This is a genomic window from Streptomyces sp. Ru72 (genome assembly GCF_002920635.1).
Classification (GTDB): Bacteria; Actinomycetota; Actinomycetes; order Streptomycetales; family Streptomycetaceae; genus Streptomyces.
Window position 1 is genome coordinate 41,129 of sequence record NZ_PQSR01000041.1, and the last position, 17,851, is coordinate 58,979.

Annotated in this window: 16 protein-coding genes and 1 pseudogene; 9 read left to right on the forward strand and 8 right to left on the reverse strand. The window is 71.1% G+C overall.

The window, feature by feature from the left end:
- The first annotated feature begins 5 nt into the window (after positions 1-5).
- Entirely contained in the window at positions 6-551 is a 546-nt protein-coding gene (locus C3488_RS20160; protein WP_103841334.1) for a hypothetical protein, read from the forward strand.
- 167 nt (positions 552-718) lie between these two features.
- On the opposite strand, the gene C3488_RS20165 is transcribed toward C3488_RS20160, so the two are convergent.
- The 3 genes and pseudogenes from C3488_RS20165 to C3488_RS20175 form a co-directional block, all read right to left on the reverse strand.
- Positions 719-1,279 (reverse strand): DUF2071 domain-containing protein, encoded by a 561-nt coding sequence (locus C3488_RS20165; RefSeq protein ID WP_258053524.1) that lies wholly within the window; start codon positions 1,277-1,279, stop codon positions 719-721.
- A 114-nt stretch (positions 1,280-1,393) separates the two neighbouring features.
- Positions 1,394-2,345, reverse strand: a pseudogene (locus C3488_RS20170) (glutamate--cysteine ligase).
- Between the two features lie 361 nt (positions 2,346-2,706).
- Positions 2,707-3,297: a hemerythrin domain-containing protein gene (locus C3488_RS20175; protein WP_103841360.1), complete on the reverse strand. Its 591-nt coding sequence runs from the start codon at positions 3,295-3,297 to the stop codon at positions 2,707-2,709.
- 486 nt (positions 3,298-3,783) lie between these two features.
- Between C3488_RS20175 and C3488_RS20185 the strand changes: the two genes are divergently transcribed.
- The 5 genes from C3488_RS20185 to C3488_RS20205 all read left to right on the forward strand — a co-directional run bounded on the left by C3488_RS20185 (position 3,784) and on the right by C3488_RS20205 (position 7,917).
- Complete coding sequence (locus tag C3488_RS20185; protein ID WP_308460681.1) at positions 3,784-4,521, forward strand: transposase; 738 nt, start codon at positions 3,784-3,786, stop codon at positions 4,519-4,521.
- A gap of 32 nt (positions 4,522-4,553) precedes the next feature.
- On the forward strand, positions 4,554-5,852 hold the full coding sequence (pcaC, locus tag C3488_RS20190; protein ID WP_103841336.1) for a 4-carboxymuconolactone decarboxylase: 1,299 nt from the start codon (positions 4,554-4,556) through the stop codon (positions 5,850-5,852).
- 70 nt (positions 5,853-5,922) lie between these two features.
- Positions 5,923-6,558 carry an MBL fold metallo-hydrolase gene (locus C3488_RS20195; protein WP_103841338.1) on the forward strand — a complete coding sequence of 212 codons (636 nt, stop codon included), beginning with the start codon at positions 5,923-5,925 and terminating at the stop codon, positions 6,556-6,558.
- Positions 6,559-6,626: 68 nt separating this feature from the next.
- Positions 6,627-7,406 carry an exodeoxyribonuclease III gene (locus C3488_RS20200; RefSeq protein ID WP_103841340.1) on the forward strand — a complete coding sequence of 260 codons (780 nt, stop codon included), beginning with the start codon at positions 6,627-6,629 and terminating at the stop codon, positions 7,404-7,406.
- A 70-nt stretch (positions 7,407-7,476) separates the two neighbouring features.
- Positions 7,477-7,917, forward strand: a complete 441-nt coding sequence (locus tag C3488_RS20205) for a DUF6278 family protein (RefSeq protein ID WP_103841342.1) — start codon at positions 7,477-7,479, stop codon at positions 7,915-7,917.
- Here C3488_RS20205 and C3488_RS20210 read toward each other — a convergent pair.
- Complete coding sequence (locus tag C3488_RS20210) at positions 7,914-8,558, reverse strand: ScbR family autoregulator-binding transcription factor (RefSeq protein WP_103841344.1); 645 nt, start codon at positions 8,556-8,558, stop codon at positions 7,914-7,916. The two genes, C3488_RS20205 and C3488_RS20210, sit on opposite strands and share 4 nt — an antisense overlap.
- Before the next feature lie 136 nt (positions 8,559-8,694).
- Here C3488_RS20210 and C3488_RS20215 point away from each other — a divergent pair, with 136 nt between their 5' ends.
- Together C3488_RS20215 and C3488_RS20220 are read left to right on the forward strand one after the other, a co-directional pair.
- Positions 8,695-9,564, forward strand: a complete 870-nt coding sequence (locus C3488_RS20215; protein WP_258053529.1) for a ScbA/BarX family gamma-butyrolactone biosynthesis protein — start codon at positions 8,695-8,697, stop codon at positions 9,562-9,564.
- A 278-nt stretch (positions 9,565-9,842) separates the two neighbouring features.
- Positions 9,843-10,670: an HAD family phosphatase gene (locus C3488_RS20220; RefSeq protein ID WP_103841362.1), complete on the forward strand. Its 828-nt coding sequence runs from the start codon at positions 9,843-9,845 to the stop codon at positions 10,668-10,670.
- Between the two features lie 135 nt (positions 10,671-10,805).
- Here C3488_RS20220 and C3488_RS40625 read toward each other — a convergent pair whose 3' ends face one another.
- The 3 genes from C3488_RS40625 to C3488_RS20230 form a co-directional block, all read right to left on the reverse strand.
- Complete coding sequence (locus C3488_RS40625) at positions 10,806-10,961, reverse strand: DUF6131 family protein (protein ID WP_181139097.1); 156 nt, start codon at positions 10,959-10,961, stop codon at positions 10,806-10,808.
- Positions 10,962-11,462: 501 nt separating this feature from the next.
- A complete protein-coding gene (locus tag C3488_RS20225) occupies positions 11,463-13,025 on the reverse strand; it encodes a CocE/NonD family hydrolase (RefSeq protein ID WP_103841348.1) in 1,563 nt (520 codons plus the stop codon).
- 108 nt (positions 13,026-13,133) lie between these two features.
- Positions 13,134-13,883 carry a hypothetical protein gene (locus C3488_RS20230; protein ID WP_103841350.1) on the reverse strand — a complete coding sequence of 250 codons (750 nt, stop codon included), beginning with the start codon at positions 13,881-13,883 and terminating at the stop codon, positions 13,134-13,136.
- A 104-nt stretch (positions 13,884-13,987) separates the two neighbouring features.
- Here C3488_RS20230 and ggt point away from each other — a divergent pair, with 104 nt between their 5' ends.
- Positions 13,988-15,799 carry a gamma-glutamyltransferase gene (gene ggt, locus C3488_RS20235; RefSeq protein ID WP_103841352.1) on the forward strand — a complete coding sequence of 604 codons (1,812 nt, stop codon included), beginning with the start codon at positions 13,988-13,990 and terminating at the stop codon, positions 15,797-15,799.
- A gap of 20 nt (positions 15,800-15,819) precedes the next feature.
- Here the strand turns inward: ggt and C3488_RS20240 are convergent.
- Positions 15,820-17,851 (reverse strand): ATP-dependent Clp protease ATP-binding subunit (locus C3488_RS20240; RefSeq protein ID WP_258053530.1); only part of this gene is annotated, 2,032 nt, incomplete at its 5' end.

The window sequence follows — 17,851 nt, forward strand, 5'->3', positions numbered from 1 at the left end:
CGGGCATGCTCAAGCGTGCACTGTGGCAGGGACTGCTCGCCGGAACCGCCGGAGGAGTCGTGATGACCCTCGGTGAGAAGATCGAACAGACCGTCACCGGCCGGCCCGACTCCCATGTGCCCGCGCGGGTTCTCCAGCGGCTGACCGGCCTTCCCGAACGTCCCGGCAGACAGCCGCTGCCGGTGAACTGGGCCATGCACTACGGCCAGGCCGCGCTCCTTGGAGTGCTGCGCTCGATCATGGCCCAGACCGGACTGCGGGGACCGATCGCCTCCGCCAAGTTCACCGTCGTCCGCCTCACCAACGACCAGATCCTCGAAAACGCGACCGGCGTCGGCGCCCCACCCGCCACCTGGCCCCGCCGGGAGCTCGCCGTGGACCTTCTCCACAAGTCGGTCTACGCCTTCACCACCGGCGTCGTCGCCGACGCCCTCGCTGCCCGCAGCGGGCCCGGCCCCGGACAGCGCCACGCTGCCGTCCGCCCCGGTCGCCACGCCCACTTCGGCCCCCTGCCCCGCAGGCACGCCTACGGACCAGGGGACGAAAGATGAGTGGGCGTCGAGTGAGAATCCGACTCATCCGCTCGTGCCCGTCCGCGTGGCCTGCGGCGCCTTGGCCCAGGAGCAGGGCATGGTGAGCCCGAGCTGATGCCTGACGCCTTCTGAGAAGTGCACCACGGGCCCGCCGAGCGGCGCCTCATCGAGGCACGCCGCAGCGGTCAGCGTCTCCTCCAGTACGTCGACGGTGGCGTGGGCCAGCGGCCACGGCTCGTGCCGGGTGTCTCCCAGAGCATGCCGAGCTGGCGGGTGTAGGCCCGCCAGCGCGAGGTCAGCCACACCTCGCGCTCCGTCGGCTCGATCAGGTCGCCGCGGCGGACGTGCAGGTGGTAAGAGGCGTCACTGCTCCATCGCGAACCGGCGTACGAGAGGGTGTCCCCGTCCGCGGAGACGCTGAGGATGCCGGGGTTGTACGGCGCACCGATGGCGCGGGCCGCCAGCATCGGGGGGAAGGCCACCTCGATCGACAGGAACCAGATCCCGTCGCGCTCGTCCCGGTACCGGACGTAGGTCCGCAGATTGGTCTCCGCGAACGTCGGGAGACCGGGCAGCGCGGCGGGAATGCCGGGCAGACACACGTCCGCCATGACGAACGGCGTCAGTCCCACCCATGCGGCGCCGTCATACTCGTCCACAACCAGTTCCTCGGGCAGCAGCACCTGTACCGCCTCAGGCTGGAAGGGCCAGTGGACGAACGTCTGCGTCAGCCAGTCGGCCCGCACGCGGGCAGGCTCACCCGCTGTTCCGCTTCATATGCCACCACAGGCGGTGAGTCCCCACATACGATCGAGGAACACACACGGGCACGCGCCTGCGGGGCTGAAGCCCGCGGCAGGTCAGGGCATGGTGCTCCTGCCGGTGATCAGGTCGGTGACGGCGGGCAGGCCGCCTCGGGCCAGGGCGGCACGTTGCCGACCGACCAGGGTGTTGCCCAGTCCGTGGCGGGCGGCGTGCCACATGCTCGCCTGCAGCAGTTCCTGGTCGCAGTCGAGCGCGGGAGCGCCGGCGGCGGCCTCCGCAAGCGCGGTCTCCACCAGGGCCCGGACCAGGCCGGTGAGCATGACCGCGTCGTCCGGGCGCGGCTGCACGTCCAGGCACCGTACCTCGATGGTGGGGTACCGCGCGAAGAGCCGGGCCTGCCAGTACAGCTGACCGGTGTCCGGGATCAGGCCGCTGTCCAGCAGTTGCTGCACCGCCGGTCGCGGTCGGCGATGTCGGCGAAGTGCGGGGGCATGCCGCTGACCGGCCAGCGGCTGAAGATCACGGTGCGCCAGCTGGCGAAGCCGCTGTCGTGGCTGTCCCACAGCGGGGAGTTCGCGGACAGGGCGGTGAGGGTCGGCAGCCACACCCGGATCCGGTTCAGGATCTGTACGCCGGTGTCCCGGCTGGGTACGCCGACGTGCACGTGCATGCCGTTGACCAGCTGCTCCGCCACGAGCTGGGGCGCCTGGGTGAGCATGGCCCGGTACCGGGCCTGGTCGGTGACGGCCACGGGGTGGCCGTGGCGCAGTGGGGGTGTGGCGCAGGCGGCGATCCGGCAGCCGTGCGCCTCGGCGGCCGCTCCGACGGCGTGCCGCAACCGGAGCAGGTGCCCCCGACCTCCTCCAGTGTGCCGCACACCGGGGTGGCGACCTCGACCTGCGCTTGCAGCAGCTCGCAGTGCACCTCCTGGTCGGCCACGAGGCGCCCCAGGCCGGCCGCGGCACGCACCCTGTCCGCCGTGGGTACCGGCAGTCCGGTGACGGGGTCGAGCAGCAGGTATTCCTCTTCGACACCGATCGTCGTCACTTCTGTTCCGCCCGGCTGTGCCGGGCTGGCTCCCGATGCGCCTGGCCGGTGCATCGCGCGGCGAAGACTCGTCGGAGAAGCCACTCGCGGTGCCCGAGTGACCGCACCCACTTCCCGGTAAACGACCACCCGCCGTTGATGAACTCGGCGAGGGCCTGCGGCCGCGATACCGCGCCAGCAGGCCCTCGCCGAGCAGAATTCCGCCCGGATGCCCATGCGTCGATCGCTCGGTGGTGGCCCGGAGCCTCACTTCCGACGTCGGCCCGTTGCGGCCCTGTCTCGCGCCGCGGCTGGCTGCCGTTTCGGCGTATTACCCCCTTGGCGCTCCGGAGGTCGGCCGACTTGACGGCTCCCGGGTATGTCAGCTCTTTCCCATGGCGTTGCGGACGGCGTCTTTCGTGCGGTCCATGAGTGCGGACACCGGACCGAGGGCCACGTTGGCGGTGGCCGACTGGACACCGGGGTGGGGCCGGGTGGGGGCCATGGCCTCGGCGGCTTTGACGGCCTTGGCCATGGCGGCGAGGTTGGTGACGTCGGTGCTGCGGCGGATGTGGGCGAACTCGTAGCGTTCCTCCGCCCCTGCGTGCTCCTGTACCTCGGTCCGCAGCTGCATGAGCCGGGGCATGAACTCCGGGTCGTCGGTGTCCATCTCGTCCAGGGCCGAGAGGGTCTCCTTCGCCGACTTCTCCTCCGCCAGACGGTCGTCGACGACCTGCTCACCACCCTCGACCGCCCTGCGGACGAAGGGGTGGACGACCTCTTCCTCGGCGGTCTCGTGCACGGCCAGCAGGCGTACGAGGCGACGGAAGGCGTCCCGGCGTTCCTCACCCCGGCTCTGCTCGACCTCGTCGAAGAGGTTGCGGATGTCGCCGTGCTGACGCATCAGCAGAGCCACCACGTCGATGTCGGGTGCCTGGTCGTCGCCGGCCTGGGGCGTCTCGAGTTCGGACATGTGCGGCGTCCTCACTTCTCGCGCGGGGTCGGGGTGCTCACCCTCGGTCTGGACGCGGTATTCGCGGCCGAACATCTCGTCGTGCTCGGCGATGATCCGGTCGCTCGGCGGGGCTTCGTCGCCGTGGATCTGTTCCTGCATCTTCTCGAACCGTTCGTGGGCCTCGCGGACGTATCCGGCGCCGAGGGTGGTGGGGTCCATCTGGGTGTCGAGGAGTTCGCGCAGGTACTGCTTGTTCGGCTCGAAGGTGAGCACGTTGGGCAGCTCGGGAGCCAGGACTTCCTGCGGGTCGCGGCCATCGTGGCGGCGCATCAGGTCGCAGGCGGTGTGCAGGTGCTCCAGCTTCATGTTGAGGTGCAGCTCCCAGATCGCCTTGACCTTGGGGTCGGTCTCCTGCTCCAGCAGGTCCGCCTGGGGCGGGATCCGAGGGGAGGACGGTGCCGAGGTGACCGAGACCCACTCGATGCCGAGAACGCGGCCCGGGCGGTGCTGAGCGGGCGGGCGCGCGCCCAGGCCAAGACGGGCGACGGGCCGGTGCAGATCGCCCGGATGTACAAGCTGGCCAAGGACTCGGCGGTCAAGGCCCGCACCCAGGCGATCAACCAGCTCAAGGCCGTCCTCATCTGTGCCGATCCGCAGCTGAGGGAGGAACTGGCCGGGCTGGGCAATGCAGAGCTTTTCCGCACGTGCGCAGGGCTCGTCGACGACAGCCTGAACCATGAGGCCGGCGAGGGATCGGTGCTCCACGCCACCCACGTGACCCTGGGACTCCTGGCCCGGCGCATCGGGCAGCTCAGCGAAGAGGTCCAGGAGCTGGAAGGCCGCCTGACCCGGCTGGTGGAGCGCCACGCTCCGCAGCTGCTCGAGGTGGTGGGCATCGGTCCGGACACGGCCGTCGCTTTGCTGAGCACGGTGGGGGACAACCCGGAACGCCTGGGCAGTGAGGTGTCGTTCGCGGCGCTGTGCGGGGTCAGCCCCGTCGAGCGTTCCTCGGGCAGTCGCCAGTACAGGCGCCTCAACCGTGGCGGCGACCGGCAAGCGAACGCGGCCCTGCACCGGATCGTGCAGACCCGCCTGCGCGTCGACCCGCGCACCCGGGACTACCACGAACGCCGCAGCAAGGAGGGCAAGACGCGGCGCGAGATAGTCCGAAGTCTCAAGCGCTATGCGGCCCGGGAGGGTTTCCACCTGGTTAGACCTGTGCACTCGCAACCCTCGTTATAGGGGCAGTCGTGAGACGTGAGAGGGTCTGAGGCGTGAGTGAGACACCGTCGAACACCCTGCAATACCGCTTTGACGGGCCGGAAGAGGCTCCCGTCCTGATCCTGGGTCCCTCACTGGGTACCACATGGCACATGTGGGACCGGCAGGTTCCGGAGCTCGCCGAGCAGTGGCGCGTCTTCCGCTTCGACCTGCCCGGTCACGGCGGCGCACCCGCCCATCCGGCGGGTTCCGTCGCCCACCTCACCGCCCGCCTGCTCGCCACCCTCGACGCGCTCGGTGTGCAGCGCTTCGGCTACGCGGGCTGCGCGCTCGGCGGCGCCGTGGGCATCGAACTCGCCCTGCGCCACCCCGAGCGCCTCGCCTCGCTCGCGCTGATCGCCGCCTCGCCCCGCTTCGGCACCGCGGACGAGTTCCGCCAGCGCGGTGTGATCGTCCGGACGAACGGACTGGACCCGATCGCCCGCACGTCCCCGGAGCGCTGGTTCACCGGAGGGTTCGCCGCCGCGCAGCCCGCGATCACCGAGTGGGCCGTGCAGATGGTCCGCACCACCGACCCCGGCTGCTACATCGCGGCCTGCGAGGCGCTCGCCGCATTCGACGTACGGGCCGACCTGGGCCGTATCGGCGTGCCCACCCTGGTCCTCGTCGGCTCGGAGGACCAGGTCACCGGACCCGCCGAGGCACGCACCCTGGTCGCCGGGATCCCGGACGCCCGGCTCGCGGTCGTCCCCGGCGCCTCCCACCTGGTGCCCGTGGAACAGCCCGCGGCGGTCACCGACCTGCTCGTCCACCACTTCGCGACCGCGTGGCAGCCCGCCTTCGACGCGACCACCGGTCAGATGGCGGCGATCGCGGCGCCCCCGGCGAAGCCGGTGCCGGTCGCGCCGCCGCCGGTGGCCCCCGTTGCCGAGATCGCCCCGGCCGCGGCCCCGCCCCAGCCCTCGACCCCGCCCGACGCGTACGACACCGGGATCAAGATCCGCCGCGAGGTGCTCGGCGACGCGCACGTCGACCGGGCCCTGGCCACCGCGGACGACTTCTCCGGCGACTTCCAGGAGTTCCTCACCCGCTACGCGTGGGGCGAGATCTGGAACCGGCCCGGCCTCGACCGGCGCACCCGCAGCTGTGTCACCCTCACCGCGCTGGTGGCGGGCGGCCACCTGGACGAGCTCGCCGCGCACACCCGGGCGGCCCTGCGCAACGGCCTCACCCCCGCCGAGATCGGGGAAGTACTGCTCCAGACCGCGGTCTACTGCGGTGTACCGGCCGCGAACAGCGCGTTCAAGGTGGCGCAGCAGGTCATCCGGGAGGAGACGACCCCGCAGGAGTGATCACCAGCCGGGTACCAGGAACACCATGCTCCGCGGGCCCACGCGCTCGGGGCGAGGGCAGGATGGACCCATGAAGCTCACGAAGAAGTCGCACGCCTGCATCCGGCTCGAGAAGGACGGGCGGACGCTCGTCATCGACCCGGGCACGTTCAGCGAGGAGGACGCCGCGGTCGGCGCGGACGCCATCCTGGTCACGCACGAGCACCTCGACCACTTCAACGCGGACCGGCTGCGGGCCGGCATGGAGGCCAACCCGGGCGCCGAGATCTGGACCCTGAAGTCGGTCGCCGACCAGATCTCGGCGGCCTTCCCGGGCCGCGTGCACACCGTCGGCCACGGTGACACCTTCACCGCCGCGGGCTTCGACGTCCAGGTGCACGGCGAGCTGCACGCCGTGATCCACCCGGACATCCCGCGCATCACGAACGTGGGGTATCTGATCGACGGCGGCAAGGTCTTCCACCCCGGCGACGCCCTCACCGTCCCCGACCGCCCCGTCGAGACGCTGATGCTCCCGGTGATGGCGCCCTGGAACAAGATCGCCGAGGTGATCGAGTACGTCCGTGAGGTCAAGCCGCAGCGCGCGTACGACATCCACGACGCCCTCCTGACCGACCTGGCCCGCCCGATCTACGACAACCAGATCGGCGCCCTGGGCGGAGCCGAGCACCTGAGGCTGACGCCGGGCGCGTCGGCGGAGGTCTGAGGCGGGCGGGAAGCCTCGGGGGAAAGGGCGGGGTCCGGTTGTCGTACCCGCCGGGTAGGTTGTGAGGCATGCGCATCGCGACCTGGAACGTGAACTCGATCACCGCCCGCCTCCCGAGGCTCCTGGCCTGGCTGGAGAGCAGTGGCACGGACGTGCTCTGCCTCCAGGAAGCCAAGATCGCCGAGGACCAGTTCCCGTACGAGCAGCTGCGCGAGCTGGGCTACGAGGCCGCGGTCCACGCGGACGGCCGGTGGAACGGCGTCGCGGTGCTCTCGCGGGTCGGCCTGGAGGACGTGGTCAAGGGCCTGCCCGGCGACCCGGGCTACGACGGCGTGGAGGAGCCCCGCGCCGTCTCCGCGACCTGCGGCCCGGTCCGCGTCTGGTCGGTGTACGTGCCGAACGGCCGCGAGGTGGGCCACCCGCACTACGCGTACAAGCTGCAGTGGTTCGAGGCGCTGAAGGCCGCGGTCGCGGGCGACGCCGCGGGCAGCCGCCCGTTCGCGGTGCTGGGCGACTACAACGTGGCGCCGACGGACGACGACGTCTACGACATCACGGCCTTCGAGGGCTCGACCCACGTCACCCCGGCCGAGCGTGCCGCCCTGGCCTCCCTGCGCGAGGCGGGCCTGGAGGACGTGGTCCCCCGCCCGCTGAAGTACGAGCACCCGTTCACGTACTGGGACTACCGCCAGCTCTGCTTTCCCAAGAACCGCGGTATGCGCATCGACCTGGTGTACGGCAACAAGCCGTTCGCGAAGGCGGTCAAGGACGCCTATGTGGACCGCGAGGAGCGCAAGGGCAAGGGCGCCTCGGACCATGCGCCCGTGGTGGTGGACCTGGAGCCGTAGCCTCCGGGGCGTGACGGCGGCCTCTGCGCGCCTGTGGTGTCTCGGAGCGCGCCGGTGTCAGGCTGGGCGTATGAACATCTCCTTCCTGGGCAACTGGCGCAAGAAACGCGGTCCCGCCTTGGGCGTCGCGGTGTTCTCCGACGGTGACGCCGACGCGGACGCCGTCACCGCACTCCTGTCCGAATGCGAGTTGCTGCGTTCCCACGCCGAGCAGGCGGGCGTCGAACTCGACGACTCCACCGCCTCGTTGGAGGCGCTCGACCAGCTCCTGCCGCGCTGGCGCGACGACGAGGAGGTCCTGCCCTGGCTCGGGAACGACGCGGGCCTCTACCTGGGCACGGTCATCGTGCGCACGGTCCCCGGCGCGGCGTGGGAGATCTGGCCGAACGGCCACCCCGTCGTCCGGCTGGCCTCCGGCCGCGAGATCGACGTGGTCACCGACGGCCACACCTGGGCCTCCACGGGCGCCCCCGAGCTGTCCCAGGTCTATGCCGAGGTGGCGGAGCTCTAGCGGCCGGAGACGTCGGCGGCCGTCTGGATGCCCGCCGTGGCCAGCAGCGCCCGTGGCGCGGGCTCGGCCTGGAGGCCCGGAAGGAGCAGCAGCCACAGGTCGGTCAGGCGGTCCTCGATCAGCAGGCGGTCGTCCAGGGCGTCGGAGAGCGTGTGCAGCCCGAAGAACGCGGCGACCAGGGTGGGGGCGTCGCGGCCGGGGTCCGCCCAGGGCGCGAGGTCTCCGTCGGCGTGTGCCTGGGTGAGCATCCGCTCGACCGTGGCGATCCAGTCCACGAAGGGCGGAGGCATCTCGACGTCGATGGACTTGCGCTCCGCCCACAGCCGGGCGCCCGCGCGGACGAGGACGTCGTCACGGAAGGCCCGGGCGACCGCGAAGCTGAGGCCGACGAGCTTCTCCAGGGCCGTTTCCGCCGCGGCCTCATGGCGCGCGATCATCGGCGGCCAGGTCGCGAAATGTGCCTTCACCACGGCAAGGGCGAGCTGTTCCTTGTTGGTGTAGTGGAAATAGATGGCGCCGCTGGTGCGGCCGGACCGTTCGCTGATGTCACTGATACTGGTGGCCACGTACCCACGTTCGAAGAACAGGTGAGCCGCGGCCAGTAATACGGCTTTGCGGGTTTCTTCCGCCCGATCCTGCACGCGCCGCCCCTTGTCCGGTCGATGGGTCGCGAGGAGGAATGTAGCCGTCCCGCCGGAAAGCCATGAGGGCGCGCATGCGAAAGCAGCAATAGTCTTATTAGCTGTTTTCATGGATTCCCGCTTCTGTTGTTCGTCCTTGAGCTGGTCCAGGACCGTCGAACGCGAGGCGGTGCACCGGATCTCGGTGGCCGAGGTGCTGCTGACGGACGTCCGCTCGTGCGGGCCGCTCACCTTCTGCGCCGCCGCCGCGTGGACACGCTCGCACCCCACGTTCCCCCGCGGCCGTGACGACCGGCACAGCCCCTGGATGCTCGTCGAGACCCTGCGCCAGCTCGGCATCTGCGTTCCGCTGCGCCACTTCGGCGTGCCGGCCACGGCGCACTTCCTGATCGACGACGTCTCCTTCCGGCTCGACCCGAGCGCCGAACCCACGGCACCGCACGGCGCCAGCGAGATCACCTGCCGGGTGTCGGTCGGTGACCTCCGCACCGACCGGAGCGGGAAGGGGGTGACCGCGCTGCGGATGCGGGCCGCATTCCTCGCCGCAGGCCGTACGTTCGCCCACGCGGCGGGCGGGGCACGGATTCTCGGCGCCCGGCGGTACGCGGAGATCCGCTGCGAGTCCGCTGCGACGGCCCCGGCGCCGAGCGGGCGCCCTCGGCCGCAACCGGCCGTCCTGGGGCTCGAGTCGAGGGCCGACGTCCTCATCTCCCGCCCGCAGGACGACATCCTGGTGGATCCGGCCGATCCACGTCACCCCTACTACTTCGACCACGGCACCGACCATGTGCCCGGGATGGCGCTGCTGGAGGCGGCACGACAGGCGATCGCCCTGCGCAGCAAAGGGCGCATGCTCCGGCCGGTTTCCGGCCGCATGACGGCCCTCAAGTTCACCGAACACGCACCGCCCGCGGTCATTCACTGCTTGCCGTACGGCCGTACCGGCTTCTTCTGTTTTCGGCAGGGTGGTGAGCGTACAGCCGAGGGTGTGCTCCGTTATCGATGAGGCGTCACCCACACGTGGGTATTGCGGAGGCAAATCTTCACGACTGCTCCGAAAGAGCGTAGCGTTCATTATGTTTCTGGTTCCGGATGCGGTCATGACCACCGCAGACCGCGATGTGTGACCCGTGCATGCGTGAACCAGTCGTCTCGGCCTGCGATGTCACGCTTTCCCGACGCTTTCCCGAAGTGAAGAAAGCGCAGCAGGCGCACACCGGCATCCCCACCGGCGGATCGTGCCGCCTTCCGGCCGTTCCGTCCTGCGCCAAGAACGGCACACACATGACGACCCATCGTATTCTCGACTGGACTCCAGCGGCCGTCGTATTCGATTGCGACGGCACTCTGGTGGACTCCGAACGGCACTGGCGGCAAGCGCGCGACACGGTCCTGCGCGGCCACGGCGTCGTACCCGACGCGGAGTTCACCCACCGCAGCACAGGGCTGCACTACACCGAGTGCGGAGCCCTCATGGCCCGGCTCGCCGGCAGACCCGACAGAGCCGAGGAGATGACCCGGCAACTCCTGGCGGCCTTCCGCGCTCTCGTCGCCCGGGATCCCGAGCCGATGCCCGGGGCGCGGGCCCTGGTGACGGCCCTGAGCCGGACGGTACCGTTGGCCGTGGCCAGCAACTGCCCCGCAGACGTGGTGGAGTTCTCCCTGGATTCGGTGGGACTGCGCCACCACTTCCGGCACATCGTCGTGCCGGGCGCCGGCCTACGCCCCAAACCGCACCCCGACACCTACGCCGAGGCCACGCGGCGCCTGGGTGTGGAGTGCGGCAGAGCCCTGGCCGTCGAGGACTCGGTCAGCGGGCTGAAGGCCGCCGGCGCGGCGGGCCTGCGGACCGTCGGGGTGGGGCGGAGACCCGGCGGGGAGGCCGTGGCCCTGGCCGACCTGTGGGTGGACACACTGGAGGACCCGGGGCTGCTGGCCTGGGCGCGCGGCGGGCCGAGCGCGCGGAGTGACGAGCCCGGCATCGCGCTGCGGGACGAGCCCGGCACCGCACGCCCCGCCCGGCCCCGGCCGACGGTGCCCCGGCAGGGTGGAGCGCCCCGGTCCGGAGCCGGAGCCGCGCCCCGGCAGCAGCCGTGGGACGGATCCGGCTGACCTCCGGTCGCGACGCCGGCCCCGGGCGCGGACACGGACGGGCCCCGCCGCCGCGAGCCGGGTGAACCCGGCTGCGCGCAGGGCGGGGCCTGCCGGATGCCGCCGGTCGCGGCGGCGCCCATCGACCGACCGGCACTACCAGTAGTGCCGTCGCCCGAACACCGCGTGTCCGAGAGAGCCGAGGAGCCACAGTACGGCTCCGACGACGACGAGGATGATCCCGATCGTCCAGAGAATGGCGATGTTCGCGACGAACCCGATGATGAGGAGAATGATCCCCAGGATGACCATGACGCCTCCCGACGAGGGCTGCCGCCGGGCCGTGATCCCTTGAGCTGTGCCCGATAAATCCTATTTTCGGAGTTCCCGTCGCGCTGTGCCCCAAACCACACCCCGAGAGGCGGTGCGGTGCCACCGCTCAGGGGCCGGAGCCGAGCCGGATGGAGCGCCGACCGGGCGGGGCGCCCGGTGGTGGATCTCGGGCCCGGCCCCGGTCGGCGGGCGCGGCAGACGGCGCCCGGCCGCACCGCTGCGCCCCGGTGGAGCGAAGTGGTCCACGGTGACCCCGGGCACGAAGGGGCGGCGGCAGCCGGACGTGGAGATCAGCCGTGGGCGAGTGCGACTCGGCGGTGCGTGGCCGCCCGCCCGGCGCATCCCGCCGGGTCTCGACTACGATGTGCCGTTCATCCCCGTGGTGTTGACGGCCGTGGGGATCCCCCCGCGGTCCGTCGACCGCGAGGGGAAGGGGAGCAGCAGCTCAGAGGGCCGGGCCCGGAAGGCGACAGCCGAAGATCACTGCTCGCGCAGCGGAATCGACACGTAGGACGGGTCGTTCGCGGGCGAGGAGAAGGTCAGCTGTGCGCCGGACGGGTTGTGCTCGATGTACAGCGGGTCGACCGTGTCGACGACCAGGGCGAGGCGGTGGCCGGCCGGGACGTCGTAGGCCGTGGAGAAAAGCTCCAGGTCGACGCCGAACGGCGTGCCGGGCGATCGCCCGTGCCAGGTGTACGGCGCGTTGCTGACCAGCTTGCCGAGGCCGAGCGGGCCCACGTCGTACAGGTATGCGACGAGGGTTCCGCTCTCCTTGGTGGGCGTGAGCGTGGTGTGCAGCTTCGCCGTGCCGCGCACGTGCTGGGCGCTTGCGTACTTCTCCGACTGCCACACGGCGGCCCAGCGGCGCGGAAGCAGCGGGATCGACGCGACCGGCGGGAGCCGGCCCACCTGGTCGAGGATGCTGGACAGGAAGACGATCCCGCCGTCGGCGCCGGAGTCGACGTTGGCGTGGATGGTGGTGGAGCCGGCGAGCGCGATCTTCCGGCGGGTCGCTGCGATCGACTTCCAGTCCGGGTAGCCCTCGTATCCCCCCGCGCTACGGGACTCCAACTGGACCGGCTGCTCACGGTCGATGCCGTTGTCGACGCCCTTGAGATAGTGGTCCAGCCAGCGTTCGGTGTCCGTCCAGACGTCGTTGGGCAGCCCGAACAGGCCGGTCAGTTCGGCGGTCGCGTGGTCGCCGGGGCGCAGTTCGAGCCGCTTGGGTACGGTCAGCTTCTCGTAGAAGTCGGCGTACTGGTTCGCCGGGAAGACCGTGTCGCCCCAGGCGTTGGCGAGCATGACGGCCGGGCCGTTCTTGTTCAGCTGGTCGACGTAGGTGGCAGCGGAACGTTTCCGCCCCCAGTCGATCATCTCCTGCTCCTTCGACAGGTTCGAGGAGTACAGGTTGTCGAAGATCGCGCGCAGTTCGGGGCTCTCCCGGCCGGTGAGGGTGGCCGCGCCGTCCAGGACGGCCGCCGCCTGCACATGCTGGGTGCGGCCCGAGTAGATCGAGTCGATGAGATCCGCCCAGCCGCTGAGGGCGGCCACCGCCTTGATGCGCTTGTCGTGCGCGGCGGCCAGCAGGCTGATCCCGGCGCCGTACGACACCCCGGCCATGCCGACGTGCGCCGGATCGGCCGGAGTGTGCGCGAGGGCCCAGTCGATGACCTTGGAGGCGTCCGCTATGTCCGGCGGACCGGCCACTTCTATCTGTCCGCCCGACTGCCAGAAGCCGCGCACGTTGTAGGTGAGCACCACATAGCCGGTGTCCGCGAGCTTCTGGGCCTGCGTCAGGTACTCCACCTGCGGCAGGCCCCAGCTCGTGGGCAGCACGACGAGCGGGTAGCGGTGCGAGCCGTCGGCGCCGGCGGGCGTGACGACGTTCGCCTTCAGTGGGGTGCCGCCGTCGCCCGAGATGTCGACGAAGCGGACGCTGCGGGCCTGGGCCGCGGGTGCGAGGCCGACGACGGTACCGGCGACCAGCGCCGCCGACACGGCTCCTGCGGCGGCGGTGCGCAGAGGGGTGCGACCATGTCCCATGGGTCACTCCTTCACTCGTGTCAGTGCAAAGTGACCCGACGGTAACCGTGCGCCCTTACCGCAAGTAACCCGCCGGTAAGTTACGTAGCAGTAACGTTTGTTGAACCGCTAAGCGGCCGTGTCGGCGGAGCTCGGCTCGGGCAGCGGCGTCCGCGCCGCCCGGGTCACGTCCGCGACCAGCTCGACCACATCCGGGCCATACGCCTGCGAATTGACCACCTTCAGCAGCAGCACGAAGGATCCGGTGCCGTACTTGCGGTGCAGCCGCTCGTGGTTGCGGGCGAGATAGCGGGTTGCGGCCTGGTTGTCGACGGCCCGCTGACCGCAGAAGAGGAACACCGGGCGGGAGTGCTCCTGACCGTCCGCGGTGAGCCGGGCGAGCAGGACGTACTCGCTCCGACCGCGCTCCATGCGGTAGTACTCACCGCCGATCCTGAACGTGCCCCGTTCCGTCACCGGTTCGGGGTCCGTGTTGACCCACACACCCGGCAGCAGCGAGGCAAGGTGGGCCGCCATCCGGCGGTTGGAGTAGGGGCCGCCGATGCAGAACTCCGTCCGTTCGCCGAAGCCCTGCTGGGTGGCGTCGTGTGCCACGACCTGGGCGCGCGCGTGGCAGTCCTTGATCAGAGCGGACAGTTCGAGCAGGGCGAACACGTCGTAGCGCTTCACCGAAAGCTCCGGTCCACCTGCCGCGCGGTTGACCACCAGCAGCGACTCCGAGTGGTCGGGCAGTCCGAAGAACGCCTGCTTGCGACGCAGCCTGCGCCTCCACAGGTACGTACGGGCGAGCCAGCCGAGCCCGGCACTGATACCGGCGGCTATCACCCCGAGGACGATGTTGCGCACGTCGTCGTTCATGGGCGCGCATGCTAGTCCCCCATTCGGACCGCCGGCCGAGGCGGTGCTGACGGGGCCATGGCAATGTGGTTACCCTGCGTGGACGCACGCCACTGGAGGTACGAATGCGTCGCCCTGTCGCGCGGAAACTGGCGGTTTCGGCGGTCTCGGCCGCCCTGGTGTCGGTGGGAGCGGCGGCGCCGCCGCACGCCGCCCCGGCGCCGGAGAAATCGACTCCGGCGAAAGTGCCCGTGGCCGTGGGCTACGGCGGGGCCGTGGCCAGTGTCGACGCCGACGCGTCCGCCGCCGGTATCGAGGTCCTCAAGAAGGGCGGCAACGCGGTCGACGCGGCCGTGGCCACCGCCGCCGCGCTCGGTGTCACCGAGCCGTACTCCGCGGGCGTCGGCGGGGGCGGCTACTTCGTCTACTACGACGCCAAGTCGCGTACGGTGCACACCGTCGACGGCCGCGAGACGGCCCCGCTGACCGCCGGCCCGGACCTGTTCGTGGAGAACGGCAAGCCGCTCGCCTTCGCCGACGCCGTCAGCAGCGGCCTGAGCGTCGGCACCCCCGGCACGCCCGCCACCTGGCAGAAGGCGCTGGACGAGTGGGGCACCAAGCGGCTCGCCACGGTGCTGAAGCCGGCCGAGCGGATCGCCCGCGAAGGCTTCACCGTCGACGACACCTTCCGCTCCCAGACCGCCTCCAACGAGGCCCGCTTCCGGTACTTCCCGGACACGGCCGCGCTGTTCCTCCCGGGCGGCCGACTCCCCGTCGTCGGCTCCACCTTCAAGAACCCCGACCTCGCCCGCACCTACGAGGAGCTGGGCCGTAAAGGCATAGGGGCGATCTACCACGGCGACCTCGGCAAGGACATCGTCGCCACGGTCGACAAGCCCCCGGTGGACCCGGCCTCGGGCTGGAACGCCCGCCCGGGCAAGCTGTCCGAGAAGGACCTCGCGGCCTACGGCGCCAAGCTCCAGGCGCCCACGAAGACGTCCTACCGCGGCCTCGACGTCTACTCCATCGCGCCCTCGTCCTCCGGCGGCACGACCGTCGGCGAGGCGCTCAACATCCTCCAGAAGACGGACCTTTCGAAGGCGAGCGAGGTGCAGTACCTGCACCACTTCATCGAGGCCAGCCGTATCGCGTTCGCGGACCGCGGGCGCTGGGTCGGCGACCCCGCCTTCGAGGACGTGCCGACCAAGGACCTGCTCTCGCAGAAGTACGCCGACTCACGCGCGTGCCTGATCAAGGACGACGCCGTGCTCACCAGCCCGCTCGCGCCCGGCGACCCGCGCCACCCGGCGCCCTGCGCGACCGGCGGCACGGCGGCCCCGACGACGTACGAGGGCGAGAACACCACGCACCTCACGGTCGCCGACAAGTGGGGCAACGTCGTCTCCTACACCCTCACCATCGAGCAGACCGGCGGCAGTGGCATCACCGTCCCGCACCGCGGCTTCCTGCTCAACAACGAGCTCACGGACTTCTCCTTCACCCCCGCCAACCCGGCAGTGCACGACCCGAACCTGCCGGGCCCGGGCAAGCGTCCGCGCTCCTCGATCTCACCGACGATCGTGCTCGACAAGCAGGGCCGCCCCGTCGTCGCGCTCGGTTCGCCCGGCGGCGCGACCATCATCACGACCGTGCTGCAGACCCTCACCGAGTTCCTGGACCGGCACCTGCCGCTGGTCGACGCGATCGCCGCGCCGCGCGCCAGCCAGCGCAACGCGGCGAAGACGGAGCTCGAACCCGCCCTCTACAACAGCTCACTGCGCGACCGGTTGGAGGCCATCGGGCACTCCTTCACGCTGAACCCCGAGATCGGCGCGGCGACGGGCGTGCAGCGCCTGCCCGGGGGCAAGTGGCTGGCCGCCGCCGAGAAGGTGCGACGTGGCGGCGGCTCGGCGATGGTGGTGACCCCGGCGCCCTGACGGCCGCCGGGAGGTTCACCTCACCAGGGTGCGGCCCCGCCTTCCGGGGCGCGGGCCGCACCGCCGCCCGGATCCCCGTCGGCGGAAGCCCGCGCCGAGGCCCGCGGCCGCGGGTGGAACGCGAGTCGGCCCTCCTCCACGTCGACCTCGACCCGGCTGCCGCGTTCGATCCGGCCGTCCAGGAGCAGACGGGAGAGCCGGTTGTCCAACTCCCGCTGGATCGTGCGGCGCAGCGGGCGAGCGCCGTACTCCGGCTCATAGCCGCGCTGTGCCAGCCACTGAACGGCCCGCTCGCTGAACGTCACGTCGATGTCCTGGGCCTGCAGCCGGCGCCGGGTCCTGTCGAGCAGCAGGTCGGTGATCTGCCGCAGTTGGTCGGCCGTCAGCTGGTGGAAGACGACGATCTCGTCGATACGGTTGAGGAACTCCGGCCGGAAGTGCTGACGCAGCGGACGCAGGATCTGCTCCCGCCGCGCGGCCTCGTCGGCCTCGGCACCGCCCGCACCGAATCCGATGCCCGCGCCGCGCCGGGTGATCGCCTCCGAGCCGAGGTTGCTCGTCATCACGATGACCGTGTTGGTGAAGTCCACCGTCCGGCCCTGGGAGTCGGTCAGCCGCCCGTCGTCGAGGACCTGCAACAGGATGTTGAAGACGTCCGGGTGCGCCTTCTCCACCTCGTCGAGCAGCAGCAGCGAGTACGGGTGGCGCCGTACGACCTCGGTGAGCTGCCCGGCCTCCTCGTGCCCCACGTACCCGGGCGGGGCGCCCACCAGGCGGCTGACGGTGTGCCGCTCCTGGTACTCGCTCATGTCGAGCCGGACCATGCGCTCCTCGCTGCCGAACAGCGCCTCCGCGAGCGCGCGGGCCAGCTCCGTCTTGCCGACACCGGTCGGGCCGAGGAACAGGAAGCTGCCGATCGGACGGTCGGGGCTGGCGAGGCCGGCCCGCGAGCGCAGCACCGCGTCGGCGACCACGGCGACCGCCTCCTCCTGCCCGACCACCCGCTGGTGCAGGTGCGCCTCGAGGCCGAGCAACCGCTCCTTCTCCTCCTCGGTGAGCCGGCTCACCGGGATGCCGGTCTGCCGGGACACCACCTCGGCGATGGCCTCCGTGGTGACCTCCAGGTGCTGCCCCTCGTCGGCCTCGGGCTCGCCGCTCGCCTCCTCGATCCGCTGCTTCAGCTCGACGATGCGGTCGCGCAGCCGCGTGGCCTGCTCGTACTGTTCGTCGGCCACCGCCTGGTCCTTGTCCCGGGTCAGCCGCTCGACCTCCCGCTCCAGGGCCCGTACGTCCGTGCCCTTGGTCTTGGCGCGCAGCCGCACCCGAGCGCCCGCCTGGTCGATCAGGTCGATCGCCTTGTCCGGCAGGTGCCGGTCGGTGAGATAGCGGTCGGACAGCTCCACGGCGGCCACCAGCGCCTCGTCGGTGTAGCGGACCTGGTGGTGGGCCTCGTAGCGGTCGCGCAGCCCCCGCAGGATCTCGGTGGCGTCCTGGACGGACGGCTCGGGCACCAGGATCGGCTGGAACCGGCGCGCCAGCGCCGCGTCCTTCTCGATCCGTCGGAACTCCTCCAGCGTGGTGGCGCCCACCACGTGCAGTTCGCCGCGGGCCAGGGCGGGCTTGAGGATGTTGCCCGCGTCCATGGAGCCGCCCTCGGCACCGCCGCCACCGGCGCCGACCACGGTGTGCAGCTCGTCGATGAAGACGATCAGCTCGTCCGAGTGCGCGCGGATCTCGCCGACGATGTTGTTCAGCCGCTCCTCGAAGTCGCCCCGGTAGCGGGTACCGGCCACCACCCCGGTCAGGTCCAGGGAGACGACCCGGCGGCTGAGCAGGACGTCGGGCACGTCGCCGTCGGCGATGCGCTGCGCGAGCCCCTCGACGATGGCGGTCTTGCCGACGCCCGCGTCACCGATGAGCACCGGGTTGTTCTTGCCGCGGCGGGAGAGCACCTCGATGGTCTGCTCGATCTCCTCCTCCCGCCCGATCACCGGGTCGATACGGCCCTGCCGCGCGAGGTCGGTGAGATCGCGACCGTACTTGTCCAGGGTC

Coding starts and splice junctions, on each gene's coding strand:
- C3488_RS20160 (WP_103841334.1), top strand. CDS start 6: ATGCTCAAGCGTGCACTGTGGCAGGGACTGCTCGCCGGAACCGCCGGA.
- C3488_RS20175 (WP_103841360.1), bottom strand. CDS start 3,297: ATGTCCGAACTCGAGACGCCCCAGGCCGGCGACGACCAGGCACCCGAC.
- C3488_RS20195 (WP_103841338.1), top strand. CDS start 5,923: ATGAAGCTCACGAAGAAGTCGCACGCCTGCATCCGGCTCGAGAAGGAC.
- C3488_RS20200 (WP_103841340.1), top strand. CDS start 6,627: ATGCGCATCGCGACCTGGAACGTGAACTCGATCACCGCCCGCCTCCCG.
- C3488_RS20205 (WP_103841342.1), top strand. CDS start 7,477: ATGAACATCTCCTTCCTGGGCAACTGGCGCAAGAAACGCGGTCCCGCC.
- C3488_RS20220 (WP_103841362.1), top strand. CDS start 9,843: ATGACGACCCATCGTATTCTCGACTGGACTCCAGCGGCCGTCGTATTC.
- C3488_RS40625 (WP_181139097.1), bottom strand. CDS start 10,961: ATGGTCATCCTGGGGATCATTCTCCTCATCATCGGGTTCGTCGCGAAC.
- C3488_RS20225 (WP_103841348.1), bottom strand. CDS start 13,025: ATGGGACATGGTCGCACCCCTCTGCGCACCGCCGCCGCAGGAGCCGTG.
- C3488_RS20230 (WP_103841350.1), bottom strand. CDS start 13,883: ATGAACGACGACGTGCGCAACATCGTCCTCGGGGTGATAGCCGCCGGT.
- ggt (WP_103841352.1), top strand. CDS start 13,988: ATGCGTCGCCCTGTCGCGCGGAAACTGGCGGTTTCGGCGGTCTCGGCC.